General features: G+C 61.1%; 17 protein-coding genes. 8 read left to right on the top strand and 9 right to left on the bottom strand.

The annotated features are described in order from the left end of the window. Window positions 1–111: 111 nt before the first annotated feature. Window positions 112–1,347 carry a TIGR03862 family flavoprotein gene (locus PMI21_RS16905; protein ID WP_177318283.1) on the top strand — a complete coding sequence of 412 codons (1,236 nt, stop codon included), beginning with the start codon at window positions 112–114 and terminating at the stop codon, window positions 1,345–1,347. 124 nt (window positions 1,348–1,471) lie between these two features. Here the strand turns inward: PMI21_RS16905 and PMI21_RS16900 are convergent, their stop codons facing one another. Together PMI21_RS16900 and yedA are read right to left on the bottom strand one after the other, a co-directional pair. Beyond that, window positions 1,472–2,806, bottom strand: coding sequence for a DEAD/DEAH box helicase (locus PMI21_RS16900; protein WP_007937337.1), 1,335 nt, complete (start codon window positions 2,804–2,806; stop codon window positions 1,472–1,474). A gap of 65 nt (window positions 2,807–2,871) precedes the next feature. Then, window positions 2,872–3,804 carry a drug/metabolite exporter YedA gene (gene yedA, locus PMI21_RS16895; protein WP_007937339.1) on the bottom strand — a complete coding sequence of 311 codons (933 nt, stop codon included), beginning with the start codon at window positions 3,802–3,804 and terminating at the stop codon, window positions 2,872–2,874. Between the two features lie 164 nt (window positions 3,805–3,968). Between yedA and PMI21_RS16890 the strand changes: the two genes are divergently transcribed. After that, window positions 3,969–4,421 carry an Lrp/AsnC family transcriptional regulator gene (locus tag PMI21_RS16890; RefSeq protein WP_007937341.1) on the top strand — a complete coding sequence of 151 codons (453 nt, stop codon included), beginning with the start codon at window positions 3,969–3,971 and terminating at the stop codon, window positions 4,419–4,421. Window positions 4,422–4,452: 31 nt separating this feature from the next. Here PMI21_RS16890 and PMI21_RS16885 read toward each other — a convergent pair whose 3' ends face one another. From PMI21_RS16885 to PMI21_RS16875, 3 genes are all read right to left on the bottom strand, one after another. Then, the gene (locus PMI21_RS16885) at window positions 4,453–5,064 is read right to left on the bottom strand and encodes a 3'-5' exonuclease (protein ID WP_007937344.1); all 612 of its coding nucleotides are present in this window, start codon (window positions 5,062–5,064) and stop codon (window positions 4,453–4,455) included. A gap of 22 nt (window positions 5,065–5,086) precedes the next feature. Continuing rightward, a complete protein-coding gene (locus PMI21_RS16880; RefSeq protein WP_007895393.1) occupies window positions 5,087–5,566 on the bottom strand; it encodes a LabA-like NYN domain-containing protein in 480 nt (159 codons plus the stop codon). 159 nt (window positions 5,567–5,725) lie between these two features. Beyond that, window positions 5,726–6,502 carry a DUF2076 domain-containing protein gene (locus PMI21_RS16875; protein ID WP_007937346.1) on the bottom strand — a complete coding sequence of 259 codons (777 nt, stop codon included), beginning with the start codon at window positions 6,500–6,502 and terminating at the stop codon, window positions 5,726–5,728. A 177-nt stretch (window positions 6,503–6,679) separates the two neighbouring features. Here PMI21_RS16875 and PMI21_RS16870 point away from each other — a divergent pair, with 177 nt between their 5' ends. Both PMI21_RS16870 and PMI21_RS16865 read left to right on the top strand, forming a co-directional pair. Continuing rightward, a complete protein-coding gene (locus PMI21_RS16870; protein ID WP_007937348.1) occupies window positions 6,680–7,354 on the top strand; it encodes a YciC family protein in 675 nt (224 codons plus the stop codon). A gap of 74 nt (window positions 7,355–7,428) precedes the next feature. After that, complete coding sequence (locus tag PMI21_RS16865) at window positions 7,429–8,508, top strand: endonuclease/exonuclease/phosphatase family protein (protein ID WP_007937350.1); 1,080 nt, start codon at window positions 7,429–7,431, stop codon at window positions 8,506–8,508. A 13-nt stretch (window positions 8,509–8,521) separates the two neighbouring features. On the opposite strand, the gene hrpB is transcribed toward PMI21_RS16865, so the two are convergent. Continuing rightward, entirely contained in the window at window positions 8,522–11,038 is a 2,517-nt protein-coding gene (gene hrpB, locus PMI21_RS16860) for an ATP-dependent helicase HrpB (protein WP_007937352.1), read from the bottom strand. A 97-nt stretch (window positions 11,039–11,135) separates the two neighbouring features. On the opposite strand from hrpB, the gene PMI21_RS16855 reads away from it, so the two are divergent. After that, entirely contained in the window at window positions 11,136–11,555 is a 420-nt protein-coding gene (locus PMI21_RS16855) for a hypothetical protein (protein ID WP_007937354.1), read from the top strand. A 29-nt stretch (window positions 11,556–11,584) separates the two neighbouring features. Further along, window positions 11,585–12,481, top strand: coding sequence for a cation diffusion facilitator family transporter (locus tag PMI21_RS16850; RefSeq protein ID WP_007937355.1), 897 nt, complete (start codon window positions 11,585–11,587; stop codon window positions 12,479–12,481). On the opposite strand, the gene PMI21_RS16845 is transcribed toward PMI21_RS16850, so the two are convergent. Further along, on the bottom strand, window positions 12,475–13,617 hold the full coding sequence (locus PMI21_RS16845) for a DUF6515 family protein (protein ID WP_007937362.1): 1,143 nt from the start codon (window positions 13,615–13,617) through the stop codon (window positions 12,475–12,477). The two genes, PMI21_RS16850 and PMI21_RS16845, sit on opposite strands and share 7 nt — an antisense overlap. A 447-nt stretch (window positions 13,618–14,064) precedes the next feature. On the opposite strand from PMI21_RS16845, the gene PMI21_RS16840 reads away from it, so the two are divergent. Then, window positions 14,065–14,544 carry an Lrp/AsnC family transcriptional regulator gene (locus PMI21_RS16840; RefSeq protein WP_007937367.1) on the top strand — a complete coding sequence of 160 codons (480 nt, stop codon included), beginning with the start codon at window positions 14,065–14,067 and terminating at the stop codon, window positions 14,542–14,544. Between the two features lie 242 nt (window positions 14,545–14,786). Further along, window positions 14,787–14,996: a DUF2788 domain-containing protein gene (locus tag PMI21_RS16835; protein WP_007937369.1), complete on the top strand. Its 210-nt coding sequence runs from the start codon at window positions 14,787–14,789 to the stop codon at window positions 14,994–14,996. On the opposite strand, the gene PMI21_RS16830 is transcribed toward PMI21_RS16835, so the two are convergent. Together PMI21_RS16830 and amn are read right to left on the bottom strand one after the other, a co-directional pair. Next, window positions 14,991–15,626 carry a pseudouridine synthase gene (locus PMI21_RS16830; protein WP_007937371.1) on the bottom strand — a complete coding sequence of 212 codons (636 nt, stop codon included), beginning with the start codon at window positions 15,624–15,626 and terminating at the stop codon, window positions 14,991–14,993. The genes PMI21_RS16835 and PMI21_RS16830 overlap by 6 nt on opposite strands. Window positions 15,627–15,697: 71 nt before the next feature. After that, on the bottom strand, window positions 15,698–17,197 hold the full coding sequence (gene amn, locus PMI21_RS16825) for an AMP nucleosidase (RefSeq protein WP_162130333.1): 1,500 nt from the start codon (window positions 17,195–17,197) through the stop codon (window positions 15,698–15,700). Window positions 17,198–17,217: the final 20 nt, after the last annotated feature.

Genomic DNA, 17,217 nt, shown 5'->3' on the forward strand with positions numbered 1-17,217 from the left:
GGGGTATAGGCTACAGAGCGATGGTCGTTTTTTAACCAGCCCTCGAATCCTCCCACAAGGAGCAGGACTGGTAGAATGCGCGGCTTATTCCGCCACGCCGCAGCTCTCGCCATGACCCAGCCCTCCACTTCCCTTCCCCCTCACGTCGCCATCATCGGCGGCGGCCCAGCCGGCTTGATGGCGGCTGAAGTGTTGAGCCAGGCTGGGGTCAAGGTCGACCTGTACGACGGCATGCCTTCAGTGGGGCGAAAATTCCTCCTCGCCGGGGTCGGTGGCATGAACATCACCCACTCCGAGGCCTACCCGGCATTTCTCTCACGCTATGCCGAACGGGCACCGCAGATTGCGCCGCTGTTGCGAGCCTTCGGCGCCGAAGCCCTGTGCCAATGGATTCATGACCTGGGCATCGAAACCTTTGTCGGCAGTTCCGGCCGGGTGTTTCCTACCGACATGAAAGCCGCGCCCTTGCTGCGTGCCTGGCTCAAACGCCTGCGCGATGCCGGCGTAGTTATCCACACCCGCCATCGCTGGCTCGGTTGGGATAACAACGGTGACTTGCGCATCGACAGCCCCGAAGGCGAAAAAACCGTTCAAGCGAATGCAACCTTATTAGCCCTCGGCGGAGGCAGTTGGTCGCGCCTGGGGTCGGACGGTGCCTGGATGCTACCGCTCGAACAACGCGGTGTAGGACTGGCGCCACTGCAACCGAGCAATTGCGGCTTCGAGGTGCAGGCCTGGAGCGAATTGATGGTCAGCAAATTCGCCGGCAGCCCGCTGAAAAACATCGCCATCGGCCTCAATGACGACGTGCCACGACTCGGCGAATGTGTGATCACCGCCACGGGGATTGAAGGCAGTTTGATCTACGCCCTGTCGGCAGCGATCCGCGAAGCGATCAATCAACACGGCTCGGCAACCCTTCACCTCGACCTGTTGCCGGGCAAGCCTGTGGATAAAATCCAGGCGGCGCTGAGTAAACCGCGCGGCTCACGTTCCATGGCCAAACACCTGCACAGTCAGCTTGGGCTTGATGGCGTGAAAGCAGCGCTGTTGCGGGAGCTGACACCAGCCGAATGCTTTGCCGATCCGGCGCTGCTGGCCAAAGCGATCAAGGCATTGCCGCTGACGCTGGTGAAAACCCGGCCATTGGACGAAGCCATCAGCAGCGCCGGTGGCGTGATGTTCGAGGCGATGGATGAACGTTTGATGCTCAAGCAACTGCCCGGCGTGTTCTGCGCAGGGGAAATGCTCGATTGGGAAGCGCCGACCGGCGGCTATCTACTGACCGCGTGTTTCGCCAGCGGGCGTGCGGCGGGGTTGGGGATGGTGGAGTGGCTGAAGCACTGATCGTTCCCACGCTCTGCGTGGGAATGCCTCAATGGACGCTCTGCGTCCGCATCGGTAGGGACGCGAAGCGTCCCGGGCTGCATTCCCACGCAGAGCGTGGGAACGATCTTCGATCTTTACTGGATCAAGGCTTACGCTTGCGCGGCCCGGTATTGAACACTGGCACTTTACGCACAGGCTTGATCGAAGGCTCCGGCGCTGACGCCTCACCGCTCTCGACCCATTTACCCAGGTTGCGCTTACCGCCACCGGAGGTTTTGGGCTTCTTCGGTTTTTTCGGCTTCTTGATCACCTGACCGCTGGCATCGGTATCCGGCACGCGGTGCTCGGGCTCGAAGTCCGGCTCCATCTGGCGAGTCAATGTCTGACGGGTCAACATCTCAATGGCTGACAGCTGATTCACTTCATCGGCGCAGACCAGCGAAATCGCCTGCCCGGTGGCACCCGCACGGCCGGTACGACCGATGCGGTGGATGTAGTCCTCTGCCACGATCGGCAGGTCGAAGTTGACCACCAATGGCAAATCTTCGATATCCAGACCACGGGCAGCCACGTCGGTAGCCACAAGGATCTGCACTTCGCTGGCCTTGAAGCGATCCAGTGCCCGCTGACGGGTCGCCTGAGGTTTGTCGCCGTGGATACCGTCGGCATTGACGCCCAGGCCCTGGAGTTTTTCCACCAATGCGTCTACGCCGTTACGGGTCTTGGCGAACACCAGCACCTGCTTCCACTTGCCCTTGCGCATCAAGTGAATGAACAGCTCGGGCTTGCGCTTCTTGTCCACCGTCACCACCCATTGCTTGACGGTGGTGGCGGCCACGTTGCGCGGGCTGACTTCGATGCTCAGCGGGTCGTTGAGCATTTGCCCGGCCAGCATGCGGATGGCATCGGAGAAGGTCGCGGAGAACAGCAACGTCTGACGTTTCTTCGGCAGTGCCTTGTAAATGTTCCCCAGCTCTTCGGAAAAGCCCAGATCGAGCATGCGATCGGCTTCGTCCAGCACCAGGGTTTGCAACTGATTGAACTTGAGCGCGTTCTGGCGGAACAGGTCGAGCAAGCGGCCCGGGGTCGCGACCAACAGGTCGACGCCTTTGCGCAGCTTCATCATTTGCGGGTTGATGCTGACGCCGCCGTACACCGCGTAGGTGCTCAACGGCAGGTTCTCGGCGTACTGGCGCACGGCTTCGTGAACCTGTTCGGCCAGTTCGCGGGTCGGCACCAGGATCAGCGCGCGCACGGAGTTGGCGTTGACTTTCGGCCCTTCCATGGTCAGCAATTGCAGCAGCGGCAAGGCGAAACCAGCGGTTTTGCCGGTGCCGGTCTGGGCCGCGGCCATCAGGTCGCGACCGGCCAGCACCGCCGGAATCGCTTGCGTCTGAACCGGCGTCGGGGTCTGGTAGCCAAGCGTCTCGAGGGCGCGCAGCAAGGGTTCGATCAGGCCAAGGGTGGCGAAAGTCATGAGAGTACCGTAGGAAAATTCAGCGCGATTGTGCGAAACAAGTGTGCAATGGCGCGCAGTTTACCCTAATTCGCGCGGGATTCTGTCGGCACCACCACGGCAGGGGCTGGCCGATCTGTGCCACGGCGCCACTGCGGCAACCCGATCAACACCACGGCACTGATGATCACCGCCATGGCCAGCGCTTCCTCGATACCGATGGTCTCGCCAGCAAATACGATCCCCAGCAACACTGCCACCGCCGGGTTGACGTAGGCATAACTGGTGGCCGCGGCCGGACGCACGTGTTTCAACAGGTACATGTAGGCGTTGAAGGCGATGATCGAACCGAAAATGGTCAGGTACGCCAGCGCCGCCCAGCCTTCGATCGGCGGCAGACTTTCCAGACGCTCGCCACTCGCCGCGCTGCCGATCAACAACACCACGCCGCCCACCAGCATTTCCACGGCACTGGCCATCGCGCCCTGAGGCAATGGCAAGTGTTTGCTCCACACCGAGCCGAAGGCCCAGGAAGCCGCCGCGAACACCAGCAACGCCGCGCCCAAAGGGCTCGATTGCAAATTGGAACCGAGGTTGAGCATGGCAATGCCGATCAGCCCGAGCGCAATCCCAGCCCATTCGAGACGGGTATTACGCGCGCCCCAGAAATACCCGCACAGCAAGGTAAACAGCGGCACCGTCGCCACCGCCAGCGCGGCCACGCCAGAGGCTACGCCCGTGTGTTCGGCGACGCTCACCGCACCGTTACCGCACGTCAGCAGCAAAATCCCGATGATCCCCGCGGCTTTCCACTGTGCCCAGGTCGGTGCCGGCGCTCCACGCCAGCGCAGGTACGCGTACATCAACGTCCCGGCGAGCACGAAGCGAATACCGGCGAGCAGCAACGGCGGCCAGTACTGCACGCCGATACGAATCACCAGGTAAGTCGACCCCCAAATCACGTACAACGCGAAAAAAGCAGCGATCAACGGTAAGGAAAAACGGCGTAGACCAGACATGGGCAACTCGAGGAACAAGACAAGGAGAGCAGCTATTCTAGAAAGGCCAACAGCGGAAAATAAGCTACAAAACCTGTTTATAGCGCCGGTACACTTTTCAAAACACGGAGTTCGGCGCTATAAACCGTGCTTTCGAAAGTCAGTCATTTTTCAGGTAGGCCACGATGGACAAATACGACCGCATGCTCCTCAGCGCCCTGTTGGAAAACGGTCGTGCGTCCTACGCCGATCTGGCGCGCAAGGTGAATCTGTCCGCTCCGGCGGTGGCCGAACGCGTCGCCAAACTTGAGGCCTGCGGGGTGATCACCGGCTACCAGGCGAAAGTCGACATGTCCAAAATCGGCCTGCCGATCCAGTGCGTCATCGAACTGCGCCTGAACCAGCACGGCAACCAGAAAACCTACGACGAACTGATCAAAATCCCACAGCTCACCGAGTGCCATCGCGTCACCGGCGACCCGTGCGTAATCATGCAAGCGGCAGTGGGCTCGATGCCGGAGCTGGAAGAGTTGATCAACCGGATCGCCACGTTTGGGTTCAGCAAGACCTCGATTGTATTGTCCAGCGCCATCGAAAAGCGCGTGCCGTTGGGTCAACTGGAAGGAAATGGAAAATAATTCCCCCGTAGGAGGTCCATAGGTGCTTCTGTCAGAACCCGCGATACCGCTTCAAATGCTCATTGATCTTCGCCGCCGGCACTTTCTGCAAGTTGCACAGCAGATCATGGGACAACTCGCGCAACCCATGCTTTTGCCGCAGCTCTTGCGCCAGATGTGCCGTCAGGTTGGCGGCCATTTCCGCGTCGGCCATGGCCCGGTGAGCCTTGCCGGTATTGGGCAGGCTGGCGAAGGTGGTGAGGGTGCCGAGTTTGTGGTTCGGTGCGGCGGGCATCAGGCGGCGGGCGAGTAACAGTGAGCAGGCAAAGTTCTGCAAGCGTGTACGTTTGATTCGCCCAAGCTCGTAGTCCCAGAACTTCTGGTCGAACGCAGCGTTGTGCGCCAGCAGCGGCGTGATGCCGACGAATTCGTTGACCTCGTTCATCACCTGCTCGGCCGAAGGCGCGGTGCGCAGCATGGCGTTGCTGATGCCGGTCAGTTGTTCAATGAACGCCGGCACCCGCACGCCGGCATTCATCAGGCTTTGGTAACGCTCGACGATGCGCCCCTGTTCAAGAATCACCACGGCAATTTCCGTGGCCCGGCAGCTGCTGCTCGGGGAGATCCCGGTGGTTTCAAAGTCGATGACTGCTATGCGTTCCAAACCTGTTTCAACTCCGTAAAAATCAATTCTTGAGCAGCAACGCGCCTTCGATCGGCACGTAACGACTGGCGGCGCGGATCAGCGAGTTGGCCGTCAGGCCCGGCACACCGTAGGCCACCGCTTGCACGCCGTGCTTGGCGATGATGCGCTCCAGCAGCATGTCGAAATCACCGTCGCCGGAGGCCAGCACCACTTCGTCGACATGGTCGGCGGCGTCCATGATGTCGAGGGTGATGCCCACGTCCCAGTCGCCTTTGGCCGAACCGTCGCTGCGCTGGATGTAGGGCTTGAGCTTCACGATGAAGCCGAGGTTGCGCAGGATCTGCTGGAACTGCTGCTGCTTGCTGTCGCCACGATCGATCGCATAGGCATAGGCCTCGACGATCTGCCCCTGCTTGCTGACGTCAGCCCACAAAGCGGCGTAGTTGAAGTGGCAACCATAGGCCTGACGCACGGTGTAATAGAGGTTCTGGACATCGGCGAACACTGCGATTTTTTTCACCGCACATCCTCTCAACGCGCTGGCGCGCGGGGTCTTGGCGCACAGGCGCGCGGGCTGGATCAGGCTCCAGGCCCGAAAAGTCGCCCAGTATGCCAGCCAGAAGGATTGTTCCGCGAATAATCGGCCCGGAGCGCCATGGCGCTCCGGACGAATGGCAGGTCAGACGAAGGAGTCGTCGTCATCGCCACCGAAGAACGATGAACCGTCATCGTCGTAATTCGCGTCGGTGAAACCGCCCTGATCGCTGGAGTTGTCAGCCACGCGCTGATCGTCGCCCCAGCCATTGCCACTGTCACTCTGATTGTTGACCTGGGCTGGTTCTTCCTTGATGACCTCAACCACTTCCGGTTGCTGATTGTGATGGAACAGGCTGCTGATGCCTTGCGCCAGCATCACGCCACCGGCCACGCCCGCTGCCGTTTTCAAGGCACCGCCGAGGAAACCGCTGCCGACAGGCTGTTGCGGTGCGTAATTCTGCTGAGGCGGCGCTCCGAAATTCTGCTGCGCAGGCGGTGCACCGAAGTTTTGCTGCGGCTGCGAGTTGAACGACGGCCGTCCTGGTTCACGCCAGCCGCCATTCGACGGGGCTGCGCTTTGAGTCGGCGCAGGCTGTGGATCACGGGAAGCACCACCGAAAATGCTCGACAAAAAGCCGCCGCTCGGCGCCGGCGCCGCTGTCTGCGCCTTGGCCTGTTGCAGTTCGGCCTGCAATTGCTGCACTTGCTGGGTGAGTTGCTTGTTCTGTTCGTCGAGGCTCTTGATGGCTGCCTCTTGCACCAGAATCGCCTGGGTCATGAAATAACCCGCCGCTGGCTGGCGAGTCAGGTGCTCCTTGATCCGTGCTTCGGCCTGGGCGTCGCGCGGGGCTGAGTCCGTTTCGGCCTGTTGCAGCCGGGAAAACAGTCCATCGATCAGGGTTTGTTCTTCGCTGTTCATGGCGACCTCGTAGATTGCCGGGAATATCGTTGCCCTCACCCACAGTGGATAAGGTGCTCACCAGTAATGGGGCTGATACAGGATGTTTCAATGACCTTTACCGAACGTTTACGTTTGTGTCCCGAAGGGTTTGATCGGTTAAAGTGAGGCACTGCTTTCAACCTGCGATACCGACTGATGAATTCGTTCGATGTACTGCGTGACTCTCTGTATTTCTTCAAGCGCAATCTGGGCCAGATCGTGCAGCTGTGCCTGCCGCTGGTGATTGTCGAGGCGCTGCTGCAACAAGTGGTCGACCACTCCACCGGGCCGGACAGTTTCGCCGGCATCAGTGTGATTGTCGGCTTGCTGGTGTATCCGCTGTACACCGCCGCGCTGATCCTGTTCCTCGATGCCCGCAGCCGCGGCGAATCGCCGCGTACCCGCGACCTGCTGGCGAGCGCCGCGACCCTTTGGCCGCGCTTCGCCGTGCTGACCGCCCTTAATACCCTGCTGATCCTGGTCGGCCTGTCACTGTATTTCCTGCCGGGCATCTGGCTGATGGTGACGCTGGCGTTCGGCGAGTACCTGCTGGTGTTGCGCGGCCTGGCACCGCTGGCGGCGATGAAGGAAAGCCTGCGCCTGACCCGCGGGCATTTCATGCGCATTCTGGTGTGCATTCTCTGTGTGATGGGCCCGCTGTGGGTGCTCAAGGGAGCGACGCTGGCGGTTTACCCTGACCCGCAGAACCCGGTGATCTCACTGCTGATCGACAGCGCCCACAGCTTCCTGCAGCTGTTCACCAGCGTGGTGCTGTTCCGCTTGTTCATGCTGATCGCCGATGCGCCCGAGAAATCTGATGAGCGGCTCTGACCGCTCTACCCTTGGGCTTTGGCGCTGCTCTCGGTTATGCTCGGGGTCAATCTTGTAACGCGATAAGCCGAGCCATGCCCCGTCTACTGCGCTACACCCTGCTGGGCCTGCTGATCGCCATCAGCCTGATTGCATTGCTGATCTACAGCCTGACCTGGCGCCCCGACGCCAAGGAAGCGCTGCCGGTCAGTTGCAACGCCCAGGCGCCGACGCTGGTGCCCGGTCAGGCGTTGAAGGTGATGACCTGGAACGTCCAGTACCTGGCCGGCAAGCGCTATGTGTTCTGGAACGACCTGGCCGCAGGAGACGACGAGAGCCCTACGCCTGAAGACATGGCCTTCAGCCTCGACGAAGTGGCGCGGGTGATTCGCGACGAGCAACCGGACATCGTGCTGTTGCAGGAACTCGATGACGGCGCCAAGGCCAGCGACTACCAGAACCAGTTCAAATTGCTTCAGGATAGGGTCACCGACCTGTATCCGTGCACCACTCAGGCCTTCGACTGGAAAGCCGACTTCGTGCCTGAACCGCATATTTTCGGCAGCGTTGGCCGGCAATTGGCGACCCTGAGCCGCTACCGGATCGAACACGCCGAACGCCTGCAATTGCCGGTCGCGCCGGCCAATCTCATCAGCCGTCAGTTCAAGCCGAAAGACGCCTTGCTGGTCACGTACCTGCCATTGAACGACGGCGGCCAGATGGCCGTGCTCAACACCCATCTGGACCGCGCCACCCAGCTCGACGATACCTTGCAAACCCAAGTGGCCGCCGTGGCCAGGGTGCTCGACAAGTTCGAAAGCCGCGGCACGCCGTGGTTGATCGGTGGTGATTTCAATCTGTTGCCGCTGGGCCAGTATCAACGCCTGCCCGCCGAGCAACGCACGCCCTACTCCGCCGACAGCGCGCTGCATGTGCTGTGGGACAAATACCCGATGATCCCCACCAACAACGAAGCCAGCGGGATCGACCGGGCGCAATGGTTGACCCATTACCCGAACGATCCCGGCTTGAACGGGCCGGACCGGACCGTCGACTACCTGTTTTACAGCCCGCGCATCAAACGGGTCGAAGCACGGGTGCGGCAGGACGATACGCTGCGCATTTCCGATCACTTGCCGGTGATTGCGCGGTTTCTGTTACCGGCTGCGCCTTAAAACACCTGCGGCGCTACTTACGGGGTTTGATCCGCGCCGTCGCCTCGGCCACCAACGGATCATCCGGCCAATAATGCTTCGGATACCGCCCCTTCAAATCCTTCTTCACCTCGGCATAGGTGCTGCGCCAGAAGTTCGCCAGATCCTGCGTCACCTGCACCGGCCGCCGCGCCGGGGACAGCAAATGCAGTTTGACCACCTGCCGCCCACCGGCAATGCGTGGGGTCTCGGCCAGGCCGAACAGCTCCTGCAGACGCACCGCCAGAATCGGTGGCTGCTCGCTGTAATCCAGGCGAATCGACGAGCCCGACGGCACGCTCAAATGATGCGGCGCCAGCTCTTCGAGCCGTTGCGGTAACGGCCACGGCAGCAGGTTGTGCACGATGCTCGACAGGTCCAGATTGGCGAAGTGACTGAGCCGCGAAACTTTCCCCAGATACGGCATCAGCCAATGTTCGAGACTTTTGACCAGTGCCGCGTCGCTGACATCCGGCCATTCGCTCTCGTCTTTACCCGCGAGATCCAACTGCCGCAACAACGCAACCCGCGCCTGCCACTGACGCAGCTCTGGCGTCCAGGGCAACAGCTCCAGACCTTTGCGCCGCACCAGATTCACCAACGCCTGACTGCGGGCGGTCTCATCGAGTCCGGTCAATGGCTCGCGGCTGAGGATCAATTCACCGACCTTACGCTGACGCTCGGCCCGCAACACGCCTTCGCGTTCATCCCAATCCAATTGATCGACGCAGCGCACCTGTTCGGCCAGCACCGAGTCGAACAGCGCCGGATCAAAATCCGTCGCCAGATAAATCCGTTCTTCACGCTGGCCCTGACGACTGCCCAGATCGGCGATCACCAGCCACGGTTGTTTCATCAAACTGTCGGCCTCGGCGAACAATGCCGCTCGACCGTTGGCCAGGCGATATTCAGCGCCACCGGCCCGCCGCTGTTGGGCGACCCGGTCGGGATAAGCCAATGCCAGCAACGCACCGAGCCAGCGCGGATGTTCGGGATCGCTGACCGGCTCCGACGCTTTGCCCCGCAAATAACCGCGATACTGCCGCGCCAGTTGCCGAGCCCGTTGAACACCGCCCTGCGCACCGCGAGCTGCCCGTTCTTCACCGGATAACAGCACCAGTCGGCTATGCAGGTCCGCGCCAGCACCACGCAAGATATCGCGCTCGCCGAGCAGTGCCGCGACATCGCAGGCCATGTCGGCCAGGCCGAGCGCCTGGCCACGCAACAGCAAATGCGCGATTCGTGGATGCGCCGGCAGTTCGGCCATGGCCTGACCGTGGCGGGTCAACGCTTCGCCCTCCAACGCACCCAAGCGCTCAAGCAGATCCTGGGCCTGTGCATAAGCCGCTGCCGGAGGAACATCCAGCCAAACCAACTGCCCCGGTGTCACGCCCCAACGACCGAGTTGCAAGGCCAGCCCGGCAAGGTCCGCCGAGAGAATTTCAGCACTGGCGTAAGCCGCCAGTTGTTCGTGCTGATCCTGCGACCACAAGCGATAACACACGCCGGGCTCCAAGCGCCCGGCCCGACCCGCGCGCTGCGTGGCACTGGCCTTGGAGATGCGTTGAGTATCCAGGCGGGTCATGCCGCTGCCGGGGTCGAAACGCGGCACGCGCGCCAGCCCGGCATCGATCACCACGCGCACACCGTCGATGGTCAGGCTGGTTTCGGCGATGTTGGTGGCCAGCACCACTTTGCGCTTGCCCACAGGCGCCGGATCAATCGCCGCACGCTGCGCCGCCAGGTCCAGCTCGCCGTGCAACGGGCACAGCAACACCGGCGAGCCCTCGCCCAGCGCATCGGCCAATTGTTGATGCACACGACGAATTTCCGCCTGCCCCGGCAGAAATACCAGCAGGCTGCCGGTTTCATCGTTCAGCGCGTCGAGGATGGTCTGCACCACTTTTGGCTCGATGAACTCTCCGGGCTGAAACGGCCGGCCCCAGCGCATCGCCACCGGGTACATGCGCCCTTCGCTGCGCAGGATTGGCGCGTCATCCAGCAACCCGGCCAGGCGTTCGCCTTCCAGGGTCGCCGACATCAACAGAATTTTCAGCGGTTGATCGTCGCGGAACAGCTCCCGGCCATTCAGGCTCAGGGCCAAGGCCAGGTCGGCATCAAGACTACGTTCATGAAACTCATCGAAAATCAGCAAGCCCACGCCTTCCAGCGCCGGGTCATCCTGCAAACGCCGGGTGAGGATGCCTTCGGTGACCACTTCAATGCGGGTATTGGGGCCGACCTTGCTGTCGAGACGAATGCGATAGCCAACGGTTTCGCCGACCTTCTCACCCAATTCACTGGCCAACCGCTCCGCCGCCGCCCGCGCCGCCAACCGGCGCGGCTCGAGCATCAAAATGGTCTGCCCGGTCAGCCACGGCTCATCGAGCAAGGCCAACGGCACCCGGGTGGTTTTACCGGCACCGGGCGGTGCTTCGAGCACAGCTTCGTGGCGTGTAGCGAGGGCTTCACGCAGGGCGGGTAAAACTTCATCAATTGGCAAAGAAATCATGCTGGCTCCCAAACAGAGGGCCGAGTATAACGGCGTTCAGCGCGGTCCTAATTCATATCGACGATGCTTCGTTTCCAGATAACCCAGGAGATTTCAAATGCGTGCTCCCTTTCGCTTGATCGGCGGTGTGTTGATCGCGTCCTTGCTGACCCAGGTGACCGCCTGCGGTTCGATTTTCTACCCGGATCGTCGCGGCCAGATCGACGGCAAGATCGACCCGGCCATTGCCGCGCTGGATGCCGTGGGCCTGCTGTTCTATATCATCCCCGGCCTGATTGCCTTTGCGGTGGACTTCGCCACGGGTGCCATTTACTTCGAGCCTGGCCGGACCGCTCAGGTGGCCCCGGAAAAACTCAAGGAGGCCATCGGCGCCGACGGCAAGGTCGATAACCACAAGTTGCAGACTATTCTGGAAAGTGAACTGGGCCGCAGCTTCCCGCTGGATGATCCACGCCTGATCCAGCACAAGGGCAGTGCCCAGCAACTGGCCATGTTCGGCCTGCAACCGGCTGCATAATTCGTGCATTTGAAGGAATCACAGCACTGATGACTACCCCTACCGACCACGCCCGCCTGCTGCGGCTGGCGACGCGCGCCTCGGTGGCGGTCGCGTGCATATTGATCATCGCCAAATCCATCGCCTGGTGGCTGAGCGGCTCGGTGAGCATGCTCGCCGGGTTGACCGACTCGGCACTCGACGGCGTCAGCTCGCTGCTCAATCTGATGGCCGTGCATTACGCCTTGCGCCCGGCCGACAACGATCATCGTTATGGGCACGGCAAGGCCGAATCATTGGCGGGCATGGCTCAGGCGCTGTTCATTGGCGGCAGTGCAGTGCTGATTGCCTTGCAGGCGATCGAACGGTTGAAACATCCGGAACCGATAGGCGCAGCGTGGCTCAGTATCGGGGTGATTGTGTTCTCCCTCGTCCTGACCGTGGCCCTGCTGATGTTGCAGCACCGGGTAATCAAGGCTACCGGTTCCAACGCGGTGAGCGCCGACTCCTTGCATTACCGCTCGGACCTGCTGCTCAACGGCGGCATTCTCGTGGCGCTGGTGCTGGCCGGGTTTGGCTGGCAGCAAGTCGACCCTTGGTTCGGTCTGGGAATCGCTGCCTACATCCTCTGGAGCGCGATTCAGATCGCCCGGGAAAGTTTTGCAGTGCTGATGGATGAAGAATTGCCGACTGATGTCAGCGAGCACATGCTCGAACTGGCCTGCAGCGTACCGGGGGTTTTGGGTGCCCACGACTTGCGCACGCGGATTTCCGGTAACCAGTGGTTCGTGCAATTGCATCTGGAATTGCCGGGGGACTTGACCCTGTCAGTCGCCCACAGCATCAGCGATCAAGCCGCCGATGCGATTCACGCCGCCTACCCGCGAGCCGAAGTGCTGGTGCACGCCGACCCGCAGGAAGTGGTGAAGGCCGCCAGGGCTCAGTAACTCACCTGATAACCGCGACTGCTCAGGCAGTTGCCCTGGGCCTGTCGGTAAGCTTGCACCACCGACGGATCCGGTTGGTAGGTGACGGCACGCGGATCGAAACCGCTCTGTTCCACGGCCCAGCGATAACATTCATAACCGTCTCGGCTGACTTCCTCCGGCGACTGGCCATTGGCCGGGTACGCCACCACGTCGTAACCATTGCCGACCGGTTGCGGCTGCACGGGAGGTTCGACCACGACGTAATCCTGAGTGCTCTCCTGGTAGGCGTAGTACGCGCCGGCCGCCAGGAACAACAGCGTGCCGCCGATCCACACTTCACGGGCGTAATCGGGCAAATAGCTGACACGAATCCCGCGAGGCGGCTGAACCACCACATAACGCGGGCCTTGCGGGCGATACCAGTAACCACCGGAATAGAAATAATCCTGGCCACGATAGGGCACACGGAAGTGACGGTCCTCCGGGAAGCGGTCGATCACGTACCCCGGACGATACTGCGGACCGGGGCCCCAGCCATTACCGTGCCCATCCGGGCGACCGGGCCAGCGACGGTCATCGTGACGCGGCTCCCGCCCCCCGGTCTGCCATGGCTGGTTGTAATTGTTACGCCACCGCTCGTCCTGATAGTAGCCACGCCGCGGTTCCTGGGTCTGGCGCACGGTATCGGGCCGACTCTGGATTGGCAGATTGTTACTCGGCTGTTGCGGCGCTCGCTCCTGAACATTGGAGTCGTACAGTGTACGGTTCTGCCACTGGCCACCCTGAACGTTTGGATCGTATAGCGGACGGTTCTGCCACTGGCCACCCTGAACGCTTGAATCGTGTAGTGGACGGCTCTGCCACTGGCCGCCCTGATTGTTGGACTCGTGCGGCGCACGGTTCTGCCACTGACCGCCCTGATTCTGGTCGTGGAGCTCGAACTTGCGGCTGTTGTCGCCACGAATGATTTCGTTGTTCTGCGGGCGTGGCTGATTGCTGTCGCCACGGCCCTGGCCCTGGTCATTACCCCGATGTTCAGGCCCATGTTGTCCGCCATCGGGGCCACGGTTCTGCGGCTCATCGGCAAGCGATTGTGCAGTGACACTCACACACAGCAAACCAACACCGGCCAAACGCCAGATGCGCGATTTCATGCTTTTCCTCACTGCGGGTTAGGGCCTGTACGTAAGACTGGGAAAGCGCAGGCCGGTTCTGCAACAGGTTATCAGTCCTCCACTTATTTATTGAGCGGCTCTTTATTAAGGGCATGCCAAATTGCGGGCAAGAAAAAAGGGAGACCCGTCGGCCTCCCTTTGAGAACTTCGTCCGTGCTCGACGCTTATGACGTCGGCTCACCTCACGCCGTCTTCTGGACAGTGTGTAGCTCGGGGGCCGACACAGCCCCGGTGGGGGTGGCGACCGCAGCTGGCCTGATTGGGCGAGCCGCACTGGACTGTTTGTCCGAGCAGTGATTCTGGTGATAAGAATAGGCCCGGAACGCCGGCAGAGGATTGCGAAGATTGCTCAAATAAACATCACTTGCGCAATTTTTAACTCAGGATAGATAATCTGCCGCAATAGTTATGACAAAGGCCTGATTGATGAGCAAACTCGACCGATACGACCTGAGTATTTTGGCGGAATTACAGCGCGACGCACGCATCTCCAACCAGGAGCTGGCCGAACGCATCGGCCTGTCGCCTTCGCCTTGCTCGCGGCGGGTCAAGCAACTGGAAGACGACGGCTACATTTCCCGCCAGGTCGCCTTGCTGGACCGCAAGATGCTCGGCCTGAGCCTGACTGCCTACGTGCTGATCGGCATGGACCGCCATACTCCCGAGCGTTTCGAGAACTTCGAAGCCGCCATTCGCACGTTACCGCAAGTGTTGGAATGTAGCCTGGTGACGGGGATGGATGCGGATTATCAGCTCAAGGTGGTGGTGCCGGACATGGATCACTATCAGAAGCTGCTGCTGGGGCATCTGACCCGGATTGAAGGGGTGACGAGTGTTCGATCGAGTTTTGTGTTGAACCAGGTGCTCAATAGCACCGAACTGCCTCTAACCCATCTGCGCAGCTGAGATGCCCCTTCTGACCTGATCGTTCCCACGCTCCGCGTGGGAATGCATCCTGTGACGCTCTGCGTCACGATCTACAGCGGACGCGGAGCGTCCATGGCGGCATTCCCACGCAGAGCGTGGGAACGATCACTGCCCAAGGCGACGAATGACTGCGGCACACCGACGCAGGTCAATACCCCGCCATTCCCCCTTGGCGTATACTCCCCCCGCCTTTTTAGCCCCGCCCGCGCTGGAGATGTTCGATGGATCCTGCAGTTTTCGAAGAGTGGATGATGACTGGCCTGGTCAGCATCCTGATCATTTTCATGGGTTTCATCGTCTGGGATCTGGCAAAAAAATCCAAAGCCGGGCGCTTCGGCTCGTTCATTCTGTTCTTTGTGCTGGGGTTGGGCGTGGCCGCATTCGTGATCAAAAGCGTGGTCATCGGCCTGATCGAATCCGGCACGCTATAAACGCGCCGGCACTTCCTTCCACTGGCCCTGATCGAGCCCTTCGATCGACCAGTCACCGATTTTGACCCGCACCAGGCGCAACGTCGGCAAGCCGACCGCCGCGGTCATGCGCCGCACCTGACGATTGCGCCCCTCGCGAATTACCAATTCCAGCCAACTCGTCGGCACACTTTTGCGAAAGCGCACCGGCGGGTTACGTGGCCACAGTTGCGGCTCATCCAGTTGTCGCGCTTCGGCCGGCAAGGTCATACCGTCGTTCAATTCAACGCCATCGCGCAAACGCTGCAACTGCTCAGCGGTCGGCTCGCCTTCCACTTGCACCCAGTAGGTCTTGGCCAGTTTGTGTTTCGGATCGGCAATCCGCGCCTGAAGCTGGCCGTCATTGGTCAGCAGCAGCAAGCCTTCGCTGTCACGGTCCAGCCGTCCTGCGGGGTAAATACCCGGAATTTCGATAAAGTCCTTGAGCGTCGCCCGCCCTTCGTCGTCGCTGAATTGCGTCAGCACATCGAAAGGCTTGTTGAACAGGATCAGCTTCGGCTCGGCCGGCGGCGCTTTGGCGACGCGGCGTGGGGCTGATTGCGGGTTGTTCGCGCCAGGGCGGCGAGAGACGGGACGTTGTGGACGAGACATGAGCAAAGGAACATCTAACGGTCAGGGCTCACCATGCTAGTGCCCTGACCGCTAAATGACCATGAGAACAATCAGCGGAACGGCGGCTCGTCGAAGCTGCGCAGTTTGCGCGAGTGCAGCGAGTTGAGCTCGGTGCGCAACAGATCCACCGCTTCGATGCCGATCTTCAAGTGCTGGCTGACCGCGCGTTCATAGAACGCGTTGGCCGACCCCGGCAGTTTGATTTCGCTGTGCAGCGGTTTATCCGACACACAGAGCAACGTGCCGTACGGCACCCGCAAGCGATAACCCTGGGCCGCAATCGTGCCGCTCTCCATGTCCACCGCCACGGCGCGGGACAGGTTGATCAGCGGACGTTCCTGCGCCCAGCGCAGTTCCCAGTTACGGTCGTCGTAGGTCAACACGGTGCCGGTACGCAGGCGTTTCTTCAGTTCGTCGCCCTTCTCGCCGGTGATGTTGGCCGCCGCTTGCTGCAGCGCCAACTGCACTTCGGCCAGGGCCGGAATCGGAATGTTCGGCGGCACCACCCGGTCGAGAATCCCGTCGCGACGCATGTAAGCGTGGGCGAGCACGTAATCGCCAATGGTCTGCGACTGACGCAAGCCGCCGCAGTGGCCGATCATCAGCCAGCAATGCGGACGCAACACGGCCAAATGGTCGGTGATGTTCTTGGCGTTGGACGGGCCGACGCCGATGTTTACCAGGGTCACGCCATGGCCGTCGCTGGCGATCAGGTGATAGGCCGGCATCTGGTAACGATGCCAGACCACGCCCGCGGCAATCGCCGAGGCTTCACCGTGATCCATGCCCTTTTCGATGATCACGTTGCCCGGCAACACCATGCGCACAAAGCGTGGGTCGTTGCGCAGTTGCTCCAGGCCATGAACGATGAACTGGTCGACATAGCGGTGGTAGTTGGTCAGCAGAATCCACGGCTGCACATGCCGCCAGTCGCTGCCGGTGTAGTGCACCAGCCGGCGCAGGGAGAAGTCCACCCGTGCGGCGTCGAACAGGGCCAGTGGCAACGGGTCGGTGTTTTCCCAATCGTACAAACCATCGGCGATGCCATCGGTAGCGGCCGACAGATCCGTACTCGGGAACACGCGCGCCAGCACCGCCGCGGTGACGCCGGAGCCAGCCAGTTCATCGCCCTGCTCGACCACGTACGGATAAGGAATGTTTTGCTGACTGACGCCGACTTCCACGGTCACGGTGAAGTCGTGCATCAACGGGACAAGTTGTTCCAGCAGGTATTTGCGAAAGGCCGCCGGATGAGTGACGGTGACGCTGTAGGTCCCCGGCAATTGAACCTTGGCATAGGCGCGAGTGGTCTGTGGGACTTCGCCCTGGCAGAGGTAGGTCAGACGCAACTCGGGATAACGAAACAGAGCACGCTGTTCAGCGTCCGGCTCGACGCGATCCTTGAGATAACGTTTGAGCGCCTGATTCAGCGCTGTGGTTGCACGCTCGTGCAAGACAGCAAGCCGGTCCACGGCTTGCTCGGCGGTTTGAACGACAATAAACGCTTCGGTCACGATCAGCTTCCTGTGTTCTGACTTGCAGACCTTCATCTTGCCTGCATCATCGCTTC

Origin of the sequence: Pseudomonas sp. GM18 (assembly GCF_000282195.1) — a bacterium.
GTDB lineage: Bacteria > Pseudomonadota > Gammaproteobacteria > Pseudomonadales > Pseudomonadaceae > Aquipseudomonas.

Bases quoted from the DNA above. Each gene is read 5' to 3' on its own strand.
- PMI21_RS16905 (WP_177318283.1), top strand. From the start codon at position 112: ATGACCCAGCCCTCCACTTCCCTTCCCCCTCACGTCGCCATCATCGGC.
- PMI21_RS16900 (WP_007937337.1), bottom strand. From the start codon at position 2,806: ATGACTTTCGCCACCCTTGGCCTGATCGAACCCTTGCTGCGCGCCCTC.
- yedA (WP_007937339.1), bottom strand. From the start codon at position 3,804: ATGTCTGGTCTACGCCGTTTTTCCTTACCGTTGATCGCTGCTTTTTTC.
- PMI21_RS16890 (WP_007937341.1), top strand. From the start codon at position 3,969: ATGGACAAATACGACCGCATGCTCCTCAGCGCCCTGTTGGAAAACGGT.
- PMI21_RS16875 (WP_007937346.1), bottom strand. From the start codon at position 6,502: ATGAACAGCGAAGAACAAACCCTGATCGATGGACTGTTTTCCCGGCTG.
- PMI21_RS16870 (WP_007937348.1), top strand. From the start codon at position 6,680: ATGAATTCGTTCGATGTACTGCGTGACTCTCTGTATTTCTTCAAGCGC.
- PMI21_RS16865 (WP_007937350.1), top strand. From the start codon at position 7,429: ATGCCCCGTCTACTGCGCTACACCCTGCTGGGCCTGCTGATCGCCATC.
- hrpB (WP_007937352.1), bottom strand. From the start codon at position 11,038: ATGATTTCTTTGCCAATTGATGAAGTTTTACCCGCCCTGCGTGAAGCC.
- PMI21_RS16855 (WP_007937354.1), top strand. From the start codon at position 11,136: ATGCGTGCTCCCTTTCGCTTGATCGGCGGTGTGTTGATCGCGTCCTTG.
- PMI21_RS16850 (WP_007937355.1), top strand. From the start codon at position 11,585: ATGACTACCCCTACCGACCACGCCCGCCTGCTGCGGCTGGCGACGCGC.
- PMI21_RS16845 (WP_007937362.1), bottom strand. From the start codon at position 13,617: ATGAAATCGCGCATCTGGCGTTTGGCCGGTGTTGGTTTGCTGTGTGTG.
- PMI21_RS16840 (WP_007937367.1), top strand. From the start codon at position 14,065: ATGAGCAAACTCGACCGATACGACCTGAGTATTTTGGCGGAATTACAG.
- PMI21_RS16835 (WP_007937369.1), top strand. From the start codon at position 14,787: ATGGATCCTGCAGTTTTCGAAGAGTGGATGATGACTGGCCTGGTCAGC.
- PMI21_RS16830 (WP_007937371.1), bottom strand. From the start codon at position 15,626: ATGTCTCGTCCACAACGTCCCGTCTCTCGCCGCCCTGGCGCGAACAAC.
- amn (WP_162130333.1), bottom strand. From the start codon at position 17,197: ATGAAGGTCTGCAAGTCAGAACACAGGAAGCTGATCGTGACCGAAGCG.